Origin of the sequence: Jeotgalibacillus terrae, from assembly GCF_016908195.1 — a bacterium.
GTDB lineage: Bacteria > Bacillota > Bacilli > Bacillales > Jeotgalibacillaceae > Jeotgalibacillus > Jeotgalibacillus terrae.
The window spans coordinates 164,335-184,082 of sequence record NZ_JAFBDK010000007.1; the positions used below are offsets into that span (position 1 = coordinate 164,335).

At 43.9% G+C, this 19,748-nt stretch carries 16 protein-coding genes; 2 read left to right on the forward strand and 14 right to left on the reverse strand.

Translation table 11 applies throughout. The annotated features are described in order from the left end of the window. Nucleotides 1–193 precede the first annotated feature (193 nt). A complete protein-coding gene (locus JOD21_RS09155) occupies nt 194–1,564 on the reverse strand; it encodes an aspartate kinase (RefSeq protein ID WP_204729312.1) in 1,371 nt (456 codons plus the stop codon). Nucleotides 1,565–2,031: 467 nt separating this feature from the next. Between JOD21_RS09155 and JOD21_RS09160 the strand changes: the two genes are divergently transcribed. Further along, nucleotides 2,032–2,823: an NAD-dependent epimerase/dehydratase family protein gene (locus JOD21_RS09160; RefSeq protein ID WP_204729313.1), complete on the forward strand. Its 792-nt coding sequence runs from the start codon at nt 2,032–2,034 to the stop codon at nt 2,821–2,823. 37 nt (nt 2,824–2,860) lie between these two features. Here JOD21_RS09160 and JOD21_RS09165 read toward each other — a convergent pair whose 3' ends face one another. The 3 genes from JOD21_RS09165 to JOD21_RS09175 all read right to left on the reverse strand — a co-directional run bounded on the left by JOD21_RS09165 (nt 2,861) and on the right by JOD21_RS09175 (nt 5,971). Further along, nucleotides 2,861–4,054: a hypothetical protein gene (locus JOD21_RS09165; RefSeq protein WP_204729314.1), complete on the reverse strand. Its 1,194-nt coding sequence runs from the start codon at nt 4,052–4,054 to the stop codon at nt 2,861–2,863. A gap of 20 nt (nt 4,055–4,074) precedes the next feature. After that, the gene (locus JOD21_RS09170; protein WP_204729315.1) at nt 4,075–4,305 is read right to left on the reverse strand and encodes an excisionase family DNA-binding protein; all 231 of its coding nucleotides are present in this window, start codon (nt 4,303–4,305) and stop codon (nt 4,075–4,077) included. A gap of 400 nt (nt 4,306–4,705) precedes the next feature. Continuing rightward, nucleotides 4,706–5,971: a helix-turn-helix domain-containing protein gene (locus tag JOD21_RS09175; protein WP_204729316.1), complete on the reverse strand. Its 1,266-nt coding sequence runs from the start codon at nt 5,969–5,971 to the stop codon at nt 4,706–4,708. Nucleotides 5,972–6,090: 119 nt separating this feature from the next. Between JOD21_RS09175 and JOD21_RS09180 the strand changes: the two genes are divergently transcribed. Further along, nucleotides 6,091–7,389, forward strand: a complete 1,299-nt coding sequence (locus JOD21_RS09180) for an MFS transporter (RefSeq protein ID WP_204729317.1) — start codon at nt 6,091–6,093, stop codon at nt 7,387–7,389. A gap of 68 nt (nt 7,390–7,457) precedes the next feature. Here the strand turns inward: JOD21_RS09180 and JOD21_RS09185 are convergent, their stop codons facing one another. From JOD21_RS09185 to JOD21_RS09230, 10 genes are all read right to left on the reverse strand, one after another. Next, nucleotides 7,458–8,669, reverse strand: a complete 1,212-nt coding sequence (locus JOD21_RS09185) for an NAD(P)/FAD-dependent oxidoreductase (RefSeq protein ID WP_204729318.1) — start codon at nt 8,667–8,669, stop codon at nt 7,458–7,460. 85 nt (nt 8,670–8,754) lie between these two features. Continuing rightward, entirely contained in the window at nt 8,755–10,392 is a 1,638-nt protein-coding gene (locus JOD21_RS09190; RefSeq protein WP_204729319.1) for a sensor domain-containing protein, read from the reverse strand. Nucleotides 10,393–10,791: 399 nt separating this feature from the next. After that, nucleotides 10,792–12,075: an isocitrate lyase gene (gene aceA / locus JOD21_RS09195; protein WP_204729320.1), complete on the reverse strand. Its 1,284-nt coding sequence runs from the start codon at nt 12,073–12,075 to the stop codon at nt 10,792–10,794. A 74-nt stretch (nt 12,076–12,149) separates the two neighbouring features. After that, nucleotides 12,150–12,449: a hypothetical protein gene (locus JOD21_RS09200; protein WP_204729321.1), complete on the reverse strand. Its 300-nt coding sequence runs from the start codon at nt 12,447–12,449 to the stop codon at nt 12,150–12,152. Between the two features lie 227 nt (nt 12,450–12,676). Then, on the reverse strand, nt 12,677–14,839 hold the full coding sequence (locus JOD21_RS09205; protein ID WP_204729322.1) for a malate synthase G: 2,163 nt from the start codon (nt 14,837–14,839) through the stop codon (nt 12,677–12,679). Nucleotides 14,840–14,951: 112 nt separating this feature from the next. Then, nucleotides 14,952–15,281, reverse strand: a complete 330-nt coding sequence (locus tag JOD21_RS09210; RefSeq protein ID WP_204729323.1) for a helix-turn-helix domain-containing protein — start codon at nt 15,279–15,281, stop codon at nt 14,952–14,954. 99 nt (nt 15,282–15,380) lie between these two features. After that, complete coding sequence (locus JOD21_RS09215; RefSeq protein WP_204729324.1) at nt 15,381–16,769, reverse strand: DUF4832 domain-containing protein; 1,389 nt, start codon at nt 16,767–16,769, stop codon at nt 15,381–15,383. Nucleotides 16,770–16,778: 9 nt separating this feature from the next. Beyond that, complete coding sequence (locus JOD21_RS09220) at nt 16,779–17,459, reverse strand: DUF4956 domain-containing protein (protein WP_041123724.1); 681 nt, start codon at nt 17,457–17,459, stop codon at nt 16,779–16,781. A gap of 27 nt (nt 17,460–17,486) precedes the next feature. After that, nucleotides 17,487–18,197 carry a polyphosphate polymerase domain-containing protein gene (locus tag JOD21_RS09225; RefSeq protein WP_204729325.1) on the reverse strand — a complete coding sequence of 237 codons (711 nt, stop codon included), beginning with the start codon at nt 18,195–18,197 and terminating at the stop codon, nt 17,487–17,489. Further along, nucleotides 18,198–19,745 (reverse strand): CotH kinase family protein, encoded by a 1,548-nt coding sequence (locus JOD21_RS09230; RefSeq protein ID WP_204729326.1) that lies wholly within the window; start codon nt 19,743–19,745, stop codon nt 18,198–18,200. Between the last annotated feature and the right edge of the window lie 3 nt (nt 19,746–19,748).

Sequence of the window (19,748 nt, forward strand, 5' to 3'; positions counted from 1 at the left end):
AAATGTAAAAAGCTTCTGCCGGGATTGTCTGGCAGAAGCTTTTTTGTTGGAAATTAGTACTGAATCAGGCCATAAAGCGAAGGTGGGCTGTTTTGCGTCGAAGTTCACAGGTTTTACGCCGAACACACACGTGGAAGTGGCGAACCATCCACGCTAAACGGCGAACCACACGTAAAAAGACGCGAAGCGCACATTAAGCTTCCTGTCCAACCTCAGCTGGAAAATAAATATGGTAAAGGCTCTGTACTGCACGTTCTACATCTTCTACATTAACCCCGAACATCATACTGACTTCACTTGATCCCTGGTTAATCATTTTGATGTTAGCGCCTGCCTGAGCGAGGGCCTGTGTTGCTTTTGAGGCGATACCGATTGTCTGGTTCATGCCTTCCCCTACGACCATAATCATCGCAAGGTCACGCTCGACGTACAGCTCATCGACCTGCAGTTCTTCACGGATGCGGTTCAACACGCGTGCTTCCTGGCCATTATAAAGCTGATGGGATCTCACAATGACAGACATATTATCAATTCCTGATGGCGTATGCTCATACGAAACGCCTTCATCCTCTAAGATCGCAAGGAGCTTGCGGCCAAAGCCGAGCTCTCTGTTCATCAGATATTTCGTCATATTGATACTGCAGAAGCCTTCATCACTGGCAATTCCGATTACAGGGCGGCCGTCGAGTTCACGGCTTGCAACAATTCTTGTCCCTCTTGCTTCCGGACGGTTGGTATTTTTTACACAGACCGGAATCTTTTTGTGAACAACCGGCTGGAGTGCTTCATCGTGAAATACTGAAAAGCCCGAATAAGCAAGCTCTCGCATTTCCCGGTAAGTCAGCTCTTTCAACTCACGCGGCTTGTCTACCATTTTCGGACTGACACAGTAGATTGAATCGACATCTGTAAAGTTTTCATATTCTGTTGCGTCAAGACCTGCTGCGATAATTGACCCTGTTATATCAGAACCGCCACGTGGAAATGTGACAATATTACCTTCATAGGAATACCCGAAAAAGCCCGGTATAACAAGAATTCCTTCAATATCACGAAGCTTCGCAATCTCCGGATAAGCTTCCGGCAGAATCTGCGCATTTCCCGGTTCATCTGTGACGATCATACCGGCTTTTTTCGGTGAAATATACGTTGCTTTTCTACCGAGTGATTGCAGATAAGCGGTCATGACTTTTGCGTTCAGGTCCTCCCCGCTCGCTTTCAGGCCATCAAGCAGACGGTCTTTTGATTGCCGGTACATTGAAATGACTTCATGAAGGTGGCCTTCGACTTCAGTCATCAATGATGAATCCAGTTCAAGCTCTTCTACGATGTCACGGTACCTTGCCAGTACTCCCTGAAATGCCTCTTCATTGAAGTCCCGCTCGCCCACACTGTCAGCCAGCCGGATTAATAGATCGGTTGTCTTCGTATCTTCCGCGTGACGCTTACCCGGTGCTGAGACGATAACTGCTTTACGCTCAGGATCAGCAGCAATAATAGATGCAACTTTTTTATACTGAGTGGCGCTTGCGACTGAACTTCCGCCAAATTTTACGACTTTCATGAAGGCAAAACTCCTTTGTTTTTGGTTCTACTTATTATATACGTGCGCTTCTGCGGAAGGGGATTGCTGCAGCCGAAGCGGTGCTCACTGCAACTGCGGCGCGGCTCACTACACCTGCTTGGTTCTTTTACTGCAGCTGCGTGCTTTCTCACTACAGTTGCGGTCCAAATCACTACAACTGCCAGCCCTTTCACTGCATTTGCCGGCCAAATCACTGCAACCCATCTGCAACACATTCCCACCAGTATCTTCACAAAAGACAACTGTTCTTCTTATAAAAACACTTGTATTTTTCAGAAAGAATTTTAATGACAAGTATACAAGGTTCATTGAGATGTGTCACCCTTATTTTCTGATTATTTCAATTGATAACGCTTACAATTTAATTTTTTTCAAAATGCGGGTTGTAATGCTTTAAAAAGGGAAAGGTACAAGCATGACAATAACAGGAAGGCAGTGAAATCATTATGGGTAAAGTATTATTAACAGGTGCTTCAGGCGGGCTTGGCACTGTGCTGGCACACGCACTGAAAGACGATTTTGATCTTGTACTGACAAACCGTTCTTCTTCAGATGAACTTCCGGAGGATCTGCCGTTTATTAAAGCGGACTTAAATGATTACACAGCGATTGAACAAATATTTAAAGAACACGACATCGAGACGGTTCTTCACTTCGGAGGACTGCCTGTGGAGAATGAGTTCGAGGACATTCTTGATGCAAATATCCGCGGTACTTATCATATTTATGAAGCAGCAAGACAGCACGGCGTGAAGAGGATCGTCTATGCAAGCAGTATTCATGCCGTCGGTTTCCTGCCGGCAGATGGAGCGCCGTATGATACAACGACTGAAACCAGACCTGATACGTTTTATGGACTGAGCAAAGTCTATAATGAAGATCTCGGGAAGCTTTATCACGATAAGTTCGGCATGGAAGTAGTGAACCTGCGGATCTGCGGCTGCGTGGAAAAACCGGATTCAAGAGAACATCTGATGATCTGGCTCAGCTATGCTGACTTGACACAGCTTGTGCGCAAATCAATCACAGCTGATATCAGAGAAGTTGTAACGATCTACGGCATCTCAAATAATAAGCAGAGCTTTTTTACGGTGGATCCTGATAATCCACTCGGCTATGCGCCTGTAGACGATGCGAATGAATATCTTGAAGATCTGCCGGATTCATTCGGGCATCCTGATGACTATAAGTATGTCGGGGGTCACGAGTTTGTAAAAAAAGACGCTGCAGAAGATTAAGAAAAGCTGTCGGGAACATCATCCCGACAGCTTTTTCTTATGACAGCAGCAGTCTCAGCTGCCTTCCCTGTTCACTGTAATTTCCTTTAAAGTGCCCGATGCCTGGAATATCCACTGCACCCTGACCCACGATCGGCTTTTCACTCAGGTTCAGCTGCAGTTTATCTGCATGCAGGATTGATTGGCCGTAATAAGTCAGAGCGGGCTGATTGATCAGATATTCCTGTTCCTGAATCTGCATCGTGACAAAATACTGATGCAGCAGCTGATGATCAACATTTACCATATTCATCGGATCAAAAAACACAGCTCTCATGGAGCCTTCAATTGTCAGCTGATAACCTTCAAACTCTGAGAATGACTGAATCTTCTTCAGCCTTGATTCCTGTACCAGCCTGTAAATTCTTGCCGCCTCACTTTGCGTTTCCGAGGCACAATTGTAAAGTGTAGGCTGATCCTGCCCCGACATTTCTTTCAGACATTCATATAGCGTGCATTCTTCTGTGAAATACCGGTGTTTCCAGTCAGGCAGCAAATCATCCAGCAGCAGGCACATTGCAAGCCCTGAGCTATAGCAGCTTCTTCTCAAGTGAAGACCGGCTTCTTCATGATTCAGCAGCTTTTGTTTGTAACAATTCTCTCTTTTAATATCATCGTGAAGAGATGCATAGGCTTTCATTTCTACGTACCACGCAGGACCTTCAATCGTTTCAATCAGGTTTTCATATTCAAGGGTATCGCCAAGCAATTCTCTTCTTTTTTCTCTCAATGAAACAAAATGCTTGAGATGCTGCCGGCGCTCTTCCCCTTGTGCTTCGAGCGCTTCACTCAGCACTGACCGTTCCTCAAGTCGAAACCCGATATTTTCTTCTGATAGCGGATATTGTACTCCCAGTAACTCATCCGGAAATCTTTTTTCATCCATCAGTGTCTGATAGCCGTGAAAAAGCTCGTGCACTAATACAGGATAAGTTTCCTCGAATCTGCCCGGGTTTTCAACATATACAATCGCTGTCGGTACATCTTCAAATAAGATCAGTGTATTTCCTACAAACCGCTTATCCCAGGCAAAAATCAACGGTTCTTCCTTTTCACCGCAGACAGGATGGTTAAATAAATACACAGATTCACGATTATAAAGCGCATATGCGGTCAGTCTGAAACCCGGCCAGAACTGATTCAGATCGGCTGTTTCAAGTTTTTCTTTCAGTTTTCTTGTAAAAGGAATCACTGGGCGCACCTCCATTTCTGTCAGTCCTCATCTTTCACATCGTAACTTTCAGGAATCGGTTCATTTTTCCACTCTTCGATGAGCTCTTTGACCTTTTCCATCTGTTTTAAATGCTGATTAAACTGCTCTTTATTCACTATATATTGCTGTCCATCCCAGACAGCTCTGATTTTATTTTCAAAGATCAGCTGAAGAATCAGCTGTTCAGACATATCCAGATAGGCTGCTAATTCTTTTGTTGTGAGGAACATATTTTACACCCTTCATATGTCACGTATATTTCTATCATTTACATAGGTAATTATACACTCAATCCTCTAAAATATCATCTTTTAAATTTTGAAACTGTATGACAAATACATGACAAAATCACTATTTTCCCAAATATTAAGGCTCTGTTGAGATTGGCTGTTAATTTCCGCTCCAGGGGGATGCTTTCCGCAGGGCCGGCGGTAAGCCTCCTCGTGCTTCGCACTGCGGGGTCTCACCTGTCCGGCTTCTCCTGCTGGAGTCACCCCCTTGCGCTCCAATTAACAGCTGCGGCAGAATCAAATCAGAACTTAACATTTCAAATTTAAAAGCAGAGATGCACTGTATATGTTGAAACAGCGCCCTCTGCCTGTATTCCCGCTATTCTTAAGAATAACCATCTTATGATTTACCACTCAATAATGCAATAGTTTTTTCCCATGTTTCCTGAATAAAATGCTGGTATGGCGTCTCCGGCAAATCAGCTACAGCAGCCATTGCTTTTTCTGCAGATACAAGTGCTGCTTCCGGGTCACCTTTTTCAATCAGACAGAGCGCCAGATAAGAATCTGCTGTCGCCATCATAGACAAATCGAATGGATGGGAGGCAAATCCTGTATCTTTAAACTGTATTAGTTCTTCATACGCTTCTTCGTATTTCCCAAGTCCATAAAGCGCACTTCCGCATTCCAAATGAAAATATCCACCGTCTTCTGTTGCACCGAACTGCTCAGCCCTTCTAAGCTCCTCAGTCATTTCCAGAGCTTCTTCATGTTGTTTTAAATAGAAGTTTTTATAATGAATTTCGATAAATATACTGCTGTATAGACCGTCGTGGTGCTCTGTAAACTCAGCAAACTGCCTAGATTTCTTAAGCGTATACTGTCTTTTTTCTTCATCACCGTTTAGTAATGCATGAAAAGCAGCCAGACGGTATATATCATCCATCAGGTAATAAATATTCTTCCTTTTTGAAAAAGAAATGATCTCTTCAAGCAGGTTTTCTGCTTCTGTATATTTCCCGACTGCAGACAAAAGTGCCGCTTCTAAGTGATCTGACTCAATTTGGACAAGAGGATCAGCAAGCAGTTCCTTTTTTTCATATTCGTGTTTATATTTTCTCAACTGCTCAAGTGCATATTCATATTTACGTTCTCTGAAATGCTCCATCACAATTCTGAGCTGCACTTTATAGACACTGTGATTAAGTCCGAGTGCCTGGTAATCATTCATGGCAATCTGCAGGTATGCCATTCCCTTTTCGATCTGCCTTCTGTTTTGATAGATTCTTCCCGCAAGCTCATGTACCCTTGCTGTCTCGTAAGTTTTTGGAAGCTCTTTGTTCACGATGTCTTCCAGCTCTTTTTGAATCTCTTTCAATAGATGCTCATATTCCTCTAACGAAATGGCATTGTAAGCCTTGCGTATTTCCTCTTCGATTTCTACAAGCTTCTTCTTCATCTCTTCGCTTGATTCTTCAGTCAGCAACACCTGTACATTCACACCAAGCTGCTGTGCAATATGCTGAAGGCTTTCCATCGACGGATTGGACCGTCCATTTTCAATCAGACTCAGCATACCTTTAGACATTGCATTTCCCGCAACGTCCACAAGGGTCAATTTCTTTTCTTTTCTTAATTTTCGTATGCGTTCACCCAGGCTGCTCATATGATTCATCCTCTGTCATGTTCTTTTGTTTAATTATATTAAACTTTTCTGTTGATTACCAGAAAAAAGCATGTTATGATTTGTTTAATTAAATTAAACTTTTGAAAAGAGGGGTTTATATGACTGATCAGCAGCGTCTTCAAAAAGCAACCCGTAATATGTTTTTCTTTACCGGAGGCGAATTCATCGGTACCATCGGCGCACAGATTTATCTATTTGGTATCAGCTTTTTCGTTTTGACATTAACTGGTTCAGCTTCAAGTTTCGCTTTGACAATCTTATGTTCAATGGTGCCAAGAATCATTTTAGCTCCGATCGCCGGGCACGTGTTGGACCGGCTGCCAAGAAAACAAGTTGTCATCGTATCGCATGCGCTGATGACTGTGATGATGCTGTCTGTATTCTTCTATACGATGTTCTTTGGGCTCAATCTGCCGGTTATTTATATCACAGCCGCTTTACTGGCAGCGTTCTCCACGTTTGCAGGACTCGGCCTGACTGCATCGATTTCAAACTTTGTTGATGAAGCCCGGATTCAGCGTGCCATATCACTGACGCAATCCTCGACCTCACTTGCCGCTATTTTAGGTCCTGTCCTTGGCGGTCTGATGTATGGATTTCTGTCAATAGAGGCTTTCTTTCTAATTCATGCCCTTGCCTATGCCACTGCCTTGATCTGCGAAATTAACATTGACTTTTCACTTTATAAAAGGCAATCCACTGATGATCCTGGTCAAAAAGATGAACCGTTGATCGCCAGCCTCAAAGCAGGAGCCTCTTATGTAAAAGAACATCGTGTTCTGCTGCCAATTATGCTTGTCGCACTTTGGGTAAATTTCTTCTTTATGGGTTCTGTGGTTGGCTTACCATATATTACGATTGAAGTACTTGGTGCCACATCGGATCAGTTCGGATTAATAGAAGCAATGTTCGGGGTTGGTACACTGGTGCTCTCTATCTACATTTCCACCCGGAAAGATTTCAAAAAACCGATCCGCACAATGCGATTTGGTATGCTGAGTATCGGATTACTATTTGCGATGCTTGCACTCCCGCTCATCATACCAATGGGGTCTCCCGGGTTTATTATCTTTTATATGATACTCGGCTTTGCGTTCGGCGGGACAATGATGATTATTAATACACCGATTTTGGTATTGATGCAAAAAACGACGCCTGAGCATTACCGGGGCAGAGTTTTTGGCCTGCTTGAAATGGTTGCTTCAGGTATCTCACCGATCGGCCTTGTACTGTTTGGGTTTTTGTACGATGTTGCTTCACCTTCCCTGATTATTTTGATTACTGCCGTATTGCTGGCTGCGGTGACAGTGATTGGTCTCAGACCATCGAAAGTGGATGATGAGGTTGCGGCTGATGAAATATTAGAGGAAAACGCTGTTGCCACACAGGCTCAATGACCATGAAAAAGGCCCGGACAATGTCCGGACCTTTTTTCTATAAACAGCTCACTGCACTCCAGATAAGATCAATCTCTCCCAGGATCCACGATTGCCGCTTCTTCAGGGTTGTGTTCACCGTGCAGCATTTCACAAAGCATTTTGGCACCAAGCTTGCTGTAGACGGTACCATTACCGCCGAATCCAAGGCAGTAATAGATGCCTTCCTGCTCAGGGTCTTTTCCGATGAATGGCAAACCATCCTCTGATTCACCAAAAGCAGCAGACCATGTATATTCAGCGTGAATATCAAGGTCCGGAAAATGTTCTTTGATGCGCTCAACCAGTCTGGCACCGCGGTCATGCAGCTTTTCATCGCTAACATTTGCATCCATCTTATCTTCATCAAGCCCGCCGGCAATAATTCTTCCCTCTTCAGTCGTTCTCATATAAAAGTAAGGACGCTTCGTTTCCCAGATCAACGCGCGGTAAATCCATGATTCCAGATCCTCAACCTGATTCGTTGCGATCGCATAAGTGCGGTTGAGTTCGCCCCCAAACCGGTCTGCCAGAGATTTTGCTTCATAACCCGTGCAGTAAATAATATGGTCTGCGGTTATTTTTCCATTTGCAGTTTCAACGGTGAATTTACCGTCCTCATTTCTTTGTGGATGATCAAAGGAGGTATTTTCGTAAATCTGTACCCCTCTCGTTTCAGCACTTTCAAACAGTGATCTGATCAGACGAAATGGATTTACTTCCGCATCACCATGCGTCATCAGTGCTGCCGGCTTTCTGAAACCATACAGCTCTTCAATTTTATCAGCGTCAAAATACTCCACTTCAAACCCATGCTCCGTCAATGCTTCATATTCTTTCTTCAGCTTCTCAATGTCGGATTCATCTGACGCATAATAAAGGCTCGGGCGTCTGACAAAGTCCACTTTCCCGGGCAGCGTGCCTGCTACTTTCTGTAATTCCTCCACTGCTTCAAGGCACAGCTTATAAAATGTTACAGCTTTTTCCTCACCGATCTGTTCGATGAACTCATGCAGCATTTTATCGTTGGAATACTGGAGCAGTCCGGTATTGGCTGACGAACTGCCTTCACCCACGCGTCTTTTATCTACGACTGCCACAGACATCCTTGTATGTGATAACTCCTCTGCACAGAGCGCACCGGCCATTCCTCCGCCTACAATCAAAACATCGCAGTGTACGTCTTTATTTAATTCCGGAAATTCTACATCTCTTTCTGCAGTTTCCGGCCAGTATAGTTGTCCATTATGTAATTCACTCATGTCCTGCACTTCCTCTCTGTCTGTATTTATTCCCCGTTACTCCACACTGCAAAACCGGATGAAAAAAATAAGCACAGCACTGTGCTTATTCCCCCGGGAGTTTGAACATATTTTTTCCATTATCCTTGGCACTGTATAACGCCTCATCAGCTTCCTTGATCAGTTCACGTTTATTTTTTCCATGAAGCGGATAAATCGATATCCCGATACTTGATGTCACATCAAGTTCCTGACCGCTGATCCTGTATGGCTTTCTGAGTGAATTAAGGACTTGTTCAGCTTTTTGAACAGCACCATCTTCACACGCACCCGGTAGCAGAACAAGGAATTCATCCCCGCCTAGACGCGCAACCATTTCTTCGTCTGAAAGTTCATGGCGGATACGGTTTGCAAAAAGCTTCAGCAGGTCATCCCCTGCATCATGACCAAGCGTATCGTTAATTTCTTTGAAGTGATCCATATCAATGTAAAGTAAAGCAAACTTTGTTTGATTTTTCTTTGCAGCAGTAATTGTGTCATCAATTTTTTCTGTAATATAGCGGCGGTTTGGCAGTCCTGTCAAACTGTCGCTAAACGCCATTTTCTTAAGCGCCCGCTGCGCACGGTTACGAAGCGTCACATCCTGACCAACTTCATAGATGCCGATTGTTTCACCATTTACGCTGATTGGCAGTGTTTTTATTTTCAGCTCAACTTTTTTACCTGTTTTATGGGTCAGGCTCGCAGTGTATTCGACTGATTCACCACCCAGCGTTTTTTTTAGAGCGTCCTCGTAATTTATTTGGGAATCTGTATGATTTGAGAGAAGATGATCCTCCATGTTCAGGATCTCCTCTCTTGTAAACCCAAGTATATCTAACGCAGCCGCATTCACGTCTTCCACCTGACCATGAGAATTAATTGCCCAGATGATATCGGGGTTTGCGTCAAACAAAGACTTAAATCGTTCCTCGCGCTCTTTTGCCTGTCTTTCAGCTTTTTTCAGCTGAGTCACTTCTTTATACATGACAATTGCGTAAGCTCTGCCATTCAGCTGAACAGGTCTGTATGAAGCCAGCACTTCGATGATGCGGCTATCCTTACACATCCGCTGACGTTCCATATTTTCAAATGAAGAACCGCCAAATAATTTTGATAAGAAGGCATCATGTTTTTCCTGATTATGTGCAGTGAAAAATGGTGGAATCAATACACCTTGCACTTCTTCTTCACGATAACCAAGCATGTCTTCAAAAGCACGGTTCACACGGTAAATCGATCCGTCTTCATTCATGAAAAAAATGGCATCAGAAGCATGATCCCATACAAGCCCAAGCTCCGCTGAAGTTTTTGCAAGATCCGATTCAAGTGCTTTCCGCTCTGTGATATCTCTTGTAATTGAAAGTATATGCGTGACCTCGTCATCAGCATTAATAATAGGATTCAATGTCGTTTCTCCAATCCAGCCATCTTCACCGGTCAGCTCAAAATGAGTATGATTTTTAGTTGTAAGTACTTTAATGTACTGGTTTTTTATATAGTCAGCCCTGCCCTGGGGATAGATATCTTCAAAGCCCTTACCAAGTATAGTTTCATTCAGACCAAGAACCTGTTTACCCTGTTCATTAATAAACTCATAAATGAATTCAGGTCCCGGCAGTACTTCAAGAATAAATACAATGTCAGATATCCTGTCCATCATCGTGATAAAGGGGTGTATGCTGTCTTCATATTTTTGTTTCATTCCAGTAACCTCCGCTCATCTGACATAGTACTTTTATCATACCACCCTTTCACGGAAGTTAAGCATGCCGATATGCTCAAATCTCATATATAAAGGGAAAGTTGGTATTTTAACTTTTTATAAATGATGAACACTTACGCAATGCTTTTTAATCCAATAGTTCTGTTAAATTTGGCTGTTGATTTCCGCTCCAGGGGACCGCTTTCCGCAGGGCGTGCGGTAAGCCTCCTCGCCGCTTCGCGTCTGCGGGGTCTCACCTGTCACGCTTCTCCTGCTGGTAGTCGTCCCCTTCCGCTACAATCAACAGCTGTGCTAAAACAACATTGAACTTTAACACAGCCAATCCAATAAAAAGACGCCCCGGAGTCAGGGCGCCTTTTACTAGTTCTTTCGCATGCTCTATGCCTTTTGGAATTGCTCAGCCTCTGTCGACCCTGACAGGGCAGTTGTAGAAGAAGTACCGCCTGAGATGACCATAGACACCTCATCAAAGTATCCTGTACCAACTTCACGCTGGTGGCGTGTAGCGGTATAGCCGTTCTCTTCTGCATCAAACTCTGCCTGCTGCAGTTCGGAGTAAGCACCCATGCCGCGTGCTTTATAGCCGCGTGCCAGTTCAAACATACCGTAGTTCAGTGAATGGAAGCCTGCAAGTGTAACGAACTGGAACTTATACCCCATCTTGCCAAGCTCCTGCTGGAACGTTTCAATCGTTTCATCATCCAGCTTCTTTTTCCAATTAAATGATGGTGAGCAGTTATAAGCAAGCAGTTTGCCCGGGAACTTCTCATGAATCGCTTCAGCAAAGCGGCGTGCTTCATCAAGATTCGGTTCAGACGTCTCACACCAGATCAGGTCTGCGTAAGGTGCGTATGCAAGCCCTCTTGCAATGGCCTGATCAAGTCCATCGTTTGTTCGGAAGAACCCTTCAGGTGTGCGTTCTCCAGTGATAAATGCATGATCATATGGATCAACATCACTTGTAATCAGATTGGCTGCGTTTGCATCTGTGCGGGCGATGATCACAGTCGGGACACCCATCACATCAGCTGCAAGCCTTGCAGAAATCAGGTTTTTCACTGCTGTCTGCGTAGGCAGCAGTACTTTTCCGCCAAGGTGACCGCATTTCTTTTCAGAAGAAAGCTGGTCTTCTAAGTGGACTCCGCCTGCACCAGCTTCAATCATTGCTTTTGTCAGTTCAAATACGTTCAGGTTACCCCCAAAACCAGCTTCCATATCTGCTACGATTGGGGCGAACCAATATGTATCGCCCTTTCCTTCAGCCTGCTGGATCTGATCTGCACGCTGAAGCGTCTGGTTAATTCTTTTTACGACCTGCGGCACGCTGTTGGCCGGGTATAAACTCTGGTCAGGATACATATGTCCTGAAAGGTTTGCATCTGCTGCAACCTGCCAGCCGCTCAGATATATGGCTTTCAGTCCGGCTTTCACCTGCTGCATTGCCTGGTTTCCTGTCAGTGCACCAAGTGCGTTAATGTAATCCTCTTCATGCATCAGCTTCCAAAGTCTTTCAGCACCCATTCTTGCAAGTGTCTGTTCTATGACAACTGACCCTCTCAACTTGATTACATCCTCCGGAGAGTAAGGGCGCTGAACCCCTTCCCAGCGCTCTCCCTGCCAGTTTTGCTGAAGTTCCTCAACCTGCTGATTTGCGTTTGTCATCATATCCATCCCCTTTTGTATTATTACAATTCATTTATTTTATATTTGTTATATAACACAGTTCTCAAAAAAATTTAGTCAACGTCTGAACAGCATTCAATTGCATCCTTGAAAGTATCGTATTCCATCCCGCATGCTCTGCAATGGTTCAATTCAATCGGCTCCTCAGGCTTTCTGAATACAACAACGTCTGAGATCTGTTCCGGTACAATTTCAATTTCGCCTGTCGGATGATGGTGAAGGCGGTGCGCTTCATTACCATAAACGAAGAGTGTACTATCCATCTCCCGGTTTGTTTTGCCATTCATCAGCTGCTGGGTTACCCACTTTTCAATCAGTTCCTGGTTGGTCGTACCTGTCATCTGTGTTTGCATTTGTCATCCCTCCAAATGGATTTGATTTCCTTTGATTGATATTAATATATAACAGTATATTTTATTTTGCAACTGTTTTATAACATAAAATTTAAATTTTTTAAAAAATGGTATTTCCGCCTGTTTTGCCGGGTGCGTTGTAGTGTCCTTGCATCTTGCTGCAGTATCCCATTATCCGATTGTGGTGTGATAGAGGGACATATCACTGCCCCCGTCACACCAACAGTTTATTCCTTTACAGCCAGCATTTTCTCCTTATACTCTAAGCGTCTCTTATGCAGAATCGGCTCTGTATAACCGCCTGGCTGACTCTCACCCTGAAAGATGAGTTCGCAGGCTGCCTGGAAAGCAACGGATTTTTCAAAGTCTTTGCTCATCGGCTGGTAGGCAGGATCCTGTGCATTTTGTTCATCTACTACTTTCGCCATTTTCTTCAGGACATTCATGATCTGTTCTTCAGAGCAGATGCCATGCTGCAGCCAGTTTGTCATATGCTGGCTGGAAATGCGCAGTGTAGCACGGTCTTCCATCAGTCCAACGTTATGAATATCCGGCACTTTAGAGCACCCTACTCCATGCTCGACCCAGCGGACAACATATCCCAAGAGGCCCTGTGCATTATTTTCAAGCTCCTGTTCGATTTCTTCAGGCGACCACTGACGGTCTGAAAGCGGAAGCGTTAACAGTTCCTGTTCACGGTTCGTGATCTCTTCACGCAGCGAAGTCTGGATGCTTTCCACTTTGTATTCGTGATAGTGCAGCGCATGAAGAGTTGCAGCTGTCGGCGACGGTACCCAGGCTGTGTTTCCGCCTGCTTTCAGATGACCTGTTTTCTGTTCCATCATATCTTTCATTCTGTCAGGCATTGCCCACATTCCTTTTCCGATCTGCGCTTTACCCGGCAGACCGCATAAAAGGCCATGATCTACATTGGATTTTTCATATGCGTTCAGCCAGACAGACTGTTTCATTTCACCTTTACGAATCACCGGACCTGCCTGCATAGAGGTATGGATTTCATCTCCTGTCCGGTCGAGAAAGCCTGTATTGATAAAGACAATTCTGTCTTTCACTGCATGAATACAGTTTTTCAGATTCAGCGTTGTTCTGCGCTCTTCATCCATCACTCCGATTTTGATTGTATGACGCTCAAGTCCAAGAAGATCTTCCACCGCATTGAACAGACGGTTTGAAAAAGCGACTTCTTCTGACCCGTGCATTTTGGGCTTTACAATATAGATAGAGCCTTCAGTTGAGTTTGAGCGTTTTCCGTTAAGATCGTGCACAGCAATCAGGCTGGTGATAACAGCGTCTGCAATGCCTTCATGGACTTCATTCCCATCACGGTCAAGCAGCATGCTGTTTGTCATCAGGTGACCGACATTTCTGATCAGCATCAGCGAGCGGCCTTTAAGCTTCAGGTCATCTCCATTTTTACCGGTGTAATAACGGTCATGACAAAGTGTGCGGTGAACGGTTTCTCCTTCTTTAGCAAATTTTTCGGTGAGATTGCCTTTCATCAGACCGAGCCAGTTGCGGTAGACCAGCACTTTATCTTCAGCATCCACAGCCGTTACTGAGTCCTCGCAATCCATAATGGTCGTCAATGCAGCTTCCACAACCACATCCTTTACACCCGCCCGGTCGGTTTTGCCAATCGGGTGGGAAGCGTCAATCCGGATATCAATATGAAGACCATGATGCTGTAGTAGTACAGCTGACGGACGATCTGCTGACCCCTGATGACCTTTGAAGGCATCCTGCTGTTGAAGGCTGGTTTTTCCATTAGGAACCTGTGCGATCAGTGTGTCATTTTCAATATAGTAGCGTATAACGTCTGAGTGAGACGCTCCTTCAAGAGGTACAGTCTCATCAAGGAAGTTCTTTGCATACGCAATCACTTTTTCCCCGCGCACAGGATTATAAGACGGGCCTTTTTCAGCACCATTATCCCCGCTGATTACATCTGTTCCGTATAGCCCGTCATATAAGCTGCCCCACCTCGCATTAGCAGCATTAAGCGCATAGCGGGCATTATTCACCGGAACGACAAGCTGAGGCCCGGCCTGACGAGCTATTTCAGGATCAACCTGCTGCGTTGTAATCTTAAAATCCTCCACCTGTTCTTCGAGGTAACCGATCTCCCGTAAAAAAGCTTCGTAATCATTGCGTTCTTCCTGCCACTTATGCTTTTTGTGCCAATCATCAATCTTTTGCTGAATGACTTCCCTTTTATGTAACAGTTTTTGATTTTCAGGCATAAATGAATGAATGATGTCACTGAACCCCTGCCAGAATGTTTCACTTTCATAGCCTGATCCTGTCAGCACTTCCTTTTCAATAAATGAATACAACTCGGCGTTAACTTGAAGATCTGCTTTGTTAATCATCTCAACACTCCTTTGTTATATAACAGTTTATTTAAATTAATATTATTATATAACATGAAAATATTATTTCAAGCAGGAATTAAAAAAACTCCAGCTTTTACTGGAGCCTGCTCTATTCATCATAATAGTCCCGACGGTATTGCAGATAGATTTGGAACTCAGTAAATTCTTTTTTTGACATACCTTTGCTCACACCTTTTTCGAGCAGTTCCATCCATTCTTCATCGATCATCGTTTTTTCAAGCTGCTCTCCCGCAACCAGTTCGTCTACAGTGGAGCCCAGTGTCGCAGCAATTCTTGATAAAACAATGATTGAGGGGTTATTCTTTTTATTATTTTCAAGGTTGGATAAATAGGATTTGGATACCCGTGCTTTTGCTGCAAGCTGTGAAATGGAGTAACCCTTCTTTTGCCTGAGCACCTTGATTTTTTGACCAATCATTCTCATTTCCCCTTTACCGCCCTGCTTTATGCATAGCGGATAGTGTATGTCATGCTTTTCACCTCTTCAACTCATTTATACTTTTTACTTGCAGGCTGTTTATTTAATAGAGAAACTTGCTATTTTATAACGCTTATCTCCTCTATCTGTATCCATTTCAAGTTCAACTCCAGGATCTCCGGTTAACGGGTCGTTAATAGCAACCAGGACTGAATAGTCTCCTCTGTTCAGATGAGCGGGCAGATGAATCACATACGTTTCAGTTGTATCACCCGGCAGCCATTTTCTGATATCTGTGTCGGCTCTTTCCCGGTGAACAATATGCCCATCACGATTTATAATTAAAAGCTCAAGCGGCCAATCAAAATAAAATGGAGCAGTGCCGCTGTTTTGCCAGACAACATTTAATTTCAATTTTTTTGTAAAGCGCAGATTCGGACGGTATTTAACCTGCTTTATTTTTAAGTGATAGCCCATTTTTCCAAGAAATTTGTCGATCTGCCTGTCGTATTGTTTATTATCTTCATACAACGGATTATGCGGACCAAGCCAGCTCAGGTGGGAGAGTTCAAGCTGTTTCATAATATCCTGGAACTGCTCCTCCCCGAATATGTCTTCCCAGCTTTTCGTCGGGTCAAATTCTCCTCCGGCAGGGGCGGTTTTCCAGTAATTCTGCATGGCAGGCTTATTTTCTCCCGTCAGCCAGAGTGTATAACCTTCATTTACCCATTTAAGAAACTCACCTGTGCTCTTCTCATCACCGAACATGTCATTGTATAACCCGATATTATTTTCTGCAGCAACCTGATGAGGCCTCCTCATCATGAGCATTTTCCGGTCTAGGAAATCGAGATAATGATTAACATACTGATTTGTTACGCTTCTGTCGGGAAACGGAATATAGAGTTCATCGTTTTGAATTGTATGCCACTCTCCCCAGTGACCGATGCTGCCAAGCTGAATGAAGGCGATATAAGGGTCATCATTATAGCGCTCACCAAACGCTTTCAGCAGCTCTTTATGACGTTCAATCAGGACACGATTGCTATAATTCGGGCTGAATCCCTTACCATAATCAGCGTCATACCAGGTCCCGTCCTGTTCAATTTCTTCATACAGCCATTCTGGTATTTCCATTGTGGCTTCCAGATCAGGCTTATCCATAATAATTCTTAGAATGAATCTGACATTTCTCTTTTTCCAGAAGTCCATTTTATATTTTGTTTCAATTTTGCCAAACTCGTATACACCCTTGCTGCTCTCAAGTTCCGACCAGGATATATTTGCGTATACAAGCGAATGATCTTTTGAATATGGCCCCCCTTCTGCCATTGGGGCGAAACCGGTAAATGGGTTCAATGTGACTTCACCACTTTCAGGCGGGTAATCAGTGATGATTTCCATCTGTTCAGTGTACAGGGCCAAAATCGACCCCGTCAGTATCACGATCAGACCGATCACAATCACTGTTTTTCTTTTGATTTTCATGTGCACGTCTTATGCTGCGTAGTCGCCGTTGTAGTTGATCAGCGCAACATCCTTCACACCATTTACCATTTGAATCTGTCTCATAAAGGCAGTATTGTCTCCTTTAATTTTCAGTTCTACTGTCAGTTCAATTTCATCGCTGCGCACAATTTTGGACTTGATGCTGTGCTTAATTTTTGAAAGCTGGACCTTCACGTGATCTGTTGCATCTTCATCATAGTGAACAACGAGAAGAAAAGTCTGTTCCCGGCTTCTGTTTCTTGTCATGATGTACATCACCAGACCGATGAACAGGGATCCGACAATAGACAGAATATAAATGCCTGCTCCTGTCGTAATCCCGATTCCAACTGACCAGAACATAAAGATGACATCAAGCGGATCTTTAATCGCTGTTCTGAAACGGACAATACTGAGTGCCCCGACCATGCCGAGAGAAAGGACAATATTTGTACTGATCGTCATGATAATTAATGTCGTAATCATACACATCAAAATCAGTGTGACATTGAAATTATGACTATAAATAACGCCGCGAAACGTTTTCTTATAGACAAAAAAGATAAAAAGACCGACAACAAATGCAACGAACATGCTGATAAAGATGTTTTCAAATGAAATCCTGTCAAACATGTTAAAGCTCAGCATATCCGGACTGAAAATATCGGTAAAGTTAATTTGTCCAAGCATGGGAATCACTCCTTTAATTGTTGGTTATTATGATGAAAAATGTCTGATGCTTTCTTCACGGCAGATCACATATTTTGAGATGGCTGATCTGCTGTGTGAAGAGAGCTGCAGGATGTTTCTGATATGCGTCGGAAGGTAGCTGTTATATTTAATCTCAAGTACCATCTGCGGCTGGCGGATCGCATTGACGGTTACGACATTCGGATCAAAGATATCGAATGTATTAACTCCTGCTTTCAATCTTTTATCGAACGTGATTCTGACATCACCATACTGATAGGCATATGCTTCCCTGATATAATCAACAATGACCTTAGGCTCCATTTTTCCAAGTGTGCTTTTCAAGTAGAATGCTCTTGCAACCGGCGAATCTTTTTTCTGAAGAAAATCATAATCACCGTCCATCATCGTTTCATATTCACACCTGGATAACGTGACCGAATCCTTAGAGATAAAGTCGTTATATTTACTTTTCCTTTCAAGCTTGATGACGCGGTCACATTCGTTATAGATACGGATTCTGTATTTATCCCGTCTGAACACACCCCAGTTTTTTTCGTGAAGCGCAAGATCTGTGACGTTATCAAAATACAGACTTCTGATATGATAGCCATCGTCATTAATGGAGTGTTTGTCACGTTGTACCGTCATACGCAGACGCTGTCTGAGCAGTTCAAATTCATAGTAGGTAATATAATATTTAAGCTCGTGCCTCATTTTTTTATTCTGATAGTACATTCAGGATCCCCCCTGCTGATATTGATTCAACAATTCATCAATATGCCGTGTCATATAGTCATTTCTCTCACGGGCAAATGTTTTCAATGCCTGAACTTCAGCTTCCCACTTCTCAGGGTTACCACCCCACTTTTCAAGATGGCGCTCCATTTCAGGTCTGATGTCGTCTGCCAGCCTTTCAATGACAGCTTCGATATGATCCGAAGAAAGCGTGCTGCTGTATAGTTCTTCTGATCTTTCTTTAAAACGCTCCCTGAATTGCTCATTTTTCAGCAGTTCGCGGAACAGATAGGAGCTGTACAGCTTATCGTCACCTTTACCTTTGTAATCATAAAACCGCTGAACGGTATTCTCCGTTGCATCCTGAAAACTCACATCACTGTCGTAGACAATCCATTTCCATTTTGTCTCCGGATTCGTATTTTTCCAGAACCTGATATTATGACTCGGCCAGTCTGTGTTACCGATATATAATTCTGTCAGTATATAATCAATAAAGTTTTCAATATCCATTTCTTCTTCAATCACCTTATAGACTTCCGGTTCAGCCGGCTCATTTGATTGAATATAAGCGATCATCCCGATATAGGATTCATCTGACCCTTCTTTTTCCTCTGCATCAGCTTCAAGGAGAACAAGGTCATCCTGGTTTACCTGATGGTGCCTTGAAAAGTAATGGTGATCAATTCTTTCTCTCAGATCATACAGGCCCCAGTACGCACCATTCAGGTATAATACGACCGGCTGGTAGACTTGTGCATCCAGTCCGATTTCAGCTGCAAGAGTGGATACAAGCGCATCAAGCATATGAGTCTTTTCAAAATCCTGTCCCCCGTTACGCAGGATGATGGATTCGTATGAGCTGTAAGGCAGACTGTCAAAGAACGGGTAAAGCAGCTCGCTGTTCCCGTATTCACTTTCTGCATCGATCATGAAAGACCGCTGAGGCTTCGTTCTCGTCTCTCCTCCAAAGATCTCCATATCAGCTAGTGATGAGTAAACTGACTCCTGATCCTTCAGATACTCCATCTGAACAGTGATTTTCCAGTCCATCCAGTAATTAGCCCCTTCATATGGATACTCATCTGATGCCCCAGGTCCTTCAACGTATATCCCTTTTTCCTCTGACCAGAGATCTTCCGGCTCAGCTGCGACAGAGATGACAGGCAGATCATTCGGCCCGGTGAGATAGGTCTGCATATAAGGGGGCGTCAATGTGCCATCCGCCAACTTCGCTGCAGCTCTGATCACAGTTGTATCACTGATCTGTAACGGTGCTGTATAACGGGTGCTTTGTTCTGTCGGCTCACTGCCATCCAGGGTATAAAAGATATCTTCCGCATCCGCTGACAGACTGATGTCAGTGCCGCCTTCATATAGGCCTGAAGGCAGTGAAAAGCTGATCTCACCTGTGTTTTCTTGCCCGCTCAAACTGTTCTGCAACACTTCACCACTGCTTTTTCCATTCAATAGTGACGCAACCCAGGCTGCCCCGAGCATCATACAGGCGACGCCAATAATCGAAAGTGCAAACGACCATCTTTTCACTGC

Coding starts and splice junctions, on each gene's coding strand:
- JOD21_RS09155 (WP_204729312.1), bottom strand. CDS start 1,564: ATGAAAGTCGTAAAATTTGGCGGAAGTTCAGTCGCAAGCGCCACTCAG.
- JOD21_RS09160 (WP_204729313.1), top strand. CDS start 2,032: ATGGGTAAAGTATTATTAACAGGTGCTTCAGGCGGGCTTGGCACTGTG.
- JOD21_RS09170 (WP_204729315.1), bottom strand. CDS start 4,305: ATGTTCCTCACAACAAAAGAATTAGCAGCCTATCTGGATATGTCTGAA.
- JOD21_RS09175 (WP_204729316.1), bottom strand. CDS start 5,971: ATGAGCAGCCTGGGTGAACGCATACGAAAATTAAGAAAAGAAAAGAAA.
- JOD21_RS09180 (WP_204729317.1), top strand. CDS start 6,091: ATGACTGATCAGCAGCGTCTTCAAAAAGCAACCCGTAATATGTTTTTC.
- JOD21_RS09185 (WP_204729318.1), bottom strand. CDS start 8,669: ATGAGTGAATTACATAATGGACAACTATACTGGCCGGAAACTGCAGAA.
- JOD21_RS09190 (WP_204729319.1), bottom strand. CDS start 10,392: ATGAAACAAAAATATGAAGACAGCATACACCCCTTTATCACGATGATG.
- aceA (WP_204729320.1), bottom strand. CDS start 12,075: ATGACAAACGCAAATCAGCAGGTTGAGGAACTTCAGCAAAACTGGCAG.
- JOD21_RS09200 (WP_204729321.1), bottom strand. CDS start 12,449: ATGCAAACACAGATGACAGGTACGACCAACCAGGAACTGATTGAAAAG.
- JOD21_RS09205 (WP_204729322.1), bottom strand. CDS start 14,839: ATGATTAACAAAGCAGATCTTCAAGTTAACGCCGAGTTGTATTCATTT.
- JOD21_RS09210 (WP_204729323.1), bottom strand. CDS start 15,281: ATGATTGGTCAAAAAATCAAGGTGCTCAGGCAAAAGAAGGGTTACTCC.
- JOD21_RS09215 (WP_204729324.1), bottom strand. CDS start 16,769: ATGAAAATCAAAAGAAAAACAGTGATTGTGATCGGTCTGATCGTGATA.
- JOD21_RS09220 (WP_041123724.1), bottom strand. CDS start 17,459: ATGCTTGGACAAATTAACTTTACCGATATTTTCAGTCCGGATATGCTG.
- JOD21_RS09225 (WP_204729325.1), bottom strand. CDS start 18,197: ATGTACTATCAGAATAAAAAAATGAGGCACGAGCTTAAATATTATATT.